Consider the following 2,130-nt stretch of genomic DNA (forward strand, 5'->3'; position numbering starts at 1 on the left):
GCGGTGGACAGCGTCTTGGGGTCGTCGAACGTCATCAACGCGTCGAGGGCGGTCTGGGCGTCGAACGTCGGCGCGCGGCGGGCCGCGTTGCACAGGGCGACGGTCTCCTTGAGCCACTTCGCGGTGAACCGCTTTTTGACGGCGGGCAGCGGCGGCCACGGCGCCTTCTCGCCCAGGTCCGAGATCACGCCGACGGCGGCGACCCAGTCGACGACCTCGACGAGAGCGGCGTCCTCGAGGCCGGGGTGGACCAAGCTGTGCGCCAGCCACGCCGAGCACGGGATCGGGTCCCAGTCGTAGCCGCTGATCACGAACGCATCGCCATGTGCCCCGCTCGGTCGGTGGTGATCGACGTACAGGACGGGGACGCCGTCCTCGAGCGTGCCGCGCTCGTTGACACCCAAGTCGGTGACCAGCAGCGCGTCGGGCTCGAGGGCGCGCAGGCGGTCGCGGGCATCGTCGGTAAATGCGGACTCGTTCCGACCGGACGGGACCACGACGACCTCGAGGTCGGGGCGGAGGCACGGGAGCGCGCGGCCGAACACGGCGCCGGCGCCGAGTCCGTCGGCGTCGAAGTGGCAGAACACGACGACGCGGGCGCGGTCGGGCACGGCGCGGAGCCAATCGTGGAAGGTGGCGCGAGCGGCCTGGAGGTGGTCGTCAAAGGTCATCGCTGCGGTGTGTGCTGTCGGCCTCGAGGGCGATTGGAGGCGTCGTCTCCGGCGCCGAGGACGTCACGAGGCGAGTGCGGCGACGGCCTCGAGGGTGTCGATCTCGTCCACCGGCTTGTCACGGCGCAGCCGGACGATGCGGGGAAAGCGGAGCGCGTAGCCGCTCTTGTGGCGCTTCGAGACCTGGACGTTGTCGAACGCGACCTCGACGACGACCTCGGGCTCGACGGTCCGCACCTTGCCATGGGCGAACGTCTGGAGGGTGTGGTCCTCGAACCACGCCGTCAGCTCCTTTAGCTCGACGTCGGTCAGCCCCGAGTACGCCTTGCCGACGTTTAGGAGCGTGTCGTCGGCGGCGCTCTTGCGGACGGCGAACGTAAAGTCGGACAGGAACTTGCGGCGCCCGCCGTGGCCGCGCTCGACGGTCGTCACGACCACGTCGAGCGTCGCGAGCGCCTTTTTGACCTTGAGCCAGTCGCGTCCTCGACGGCCCGGCTTGTACAGCGAGTCCAACCCCTTCACCATCAGGCCCTCGTTGCCGCGGTCGCGGGCTTGGTCGAACAGGTCATCGAGCTTGTCTAGGTCCTCGAGGACGGTCACGGCGGAGCGGCGGAGTGGGCCGTCGAACGGTAGCCGACCCAACAGCTCTTGGCGCTCGCGGTACGGCACGTCGAGGACGAGCGCGTCGTCCCAGGCGAGCACGTCGTAGAGGACGAACGCGACCGGGTACTCGGCCTGGAGCTCGGCGCTGGCGGTCTTGCGACCGAGCCGCTTCTGGAGCGATTGGAACGGCTGGATCGCACCCTCTGCGTCGACCGGGACGATCTCGCCGTCCAGGATCATGCCGGTCGGGGACGCCTCGGCCCACGCGGCCAACGGCTCCACCAGGTCCGGGAACGCGCGCTGGATCGCGTCCAGCGTCCGCGAGAAGATGGCGACGCGAGCGCCGTCGACCTCGAGGCCGTGCAGATCCGGGTTTCCGGGATCGGCGGCGACGTGGACCTGGGCGCGGATGCCGTCGAACTTGTCCTCGACGGCGACCGGCGGCGGGATCTGGCGGCCGACATCCTCGGCCAACGTCCGGCCCTCGCTCGCCTCGGCGGCCGTCGCTAGCATGAACTTGATCGGGTGGAAGATGCGCAACGTCGCGTCCTCGAGGCGGCGGTGCCGCGCGAGAACGGCGGCCTCGCCCACGTCGCCCGTCAGCATGTTGGCCCGTTGCACGGCGCCGACCTCGAGGTCGTGCAGCCTCGCGACCGCGTTCTCGACCCCGCCCTCCAACATCCCAATCCGTAGCTCGCCGGCCAGCAGCTTGACCAGGAAGCGAGCTTCGACAGGCGTCACGCGAGCCAGCATCCCAGTGATCAACTCGGTCTTGGCGCCGCCCCGCGTCTCGGCGATCTGGGCGAAGAAGCCATCCGCCTCCTCGAGGCTGAGCGTCGGCTCGACGGGCGGGACG

General features: G+C 70.0%; 2 protein-coding genes. Both read right to left on the bottom strand.

Features of this window, described 5'->3' with window-relative positions:
• On the bottom strand, nt 1-671 hold a 671-nt coding region (locus tag WBA11_RS11775), incomplete at its 3' end, for a DHH family phosphoesterase (protein ID WP_424520876.1).
• 63 nt (nt 672-734) lie between these two features.
• Nucleotides 735-2,130: ATP-dependent DNA ligase (locus WBA11_RS11780; RefSeq protein ID WP_424520877.1), on the bottom strand; the 1,396-nt coding region annotated here is incomplete at its 5' end.

Source organism: Rubrivirga sp. (genome assembly GCF_049648075.1).
Classification (GTDB): Bacteria; Bacteroidota; Rhodothermia; order Rhodothermales; family Rubricoccaceae; genus Rubrivirga.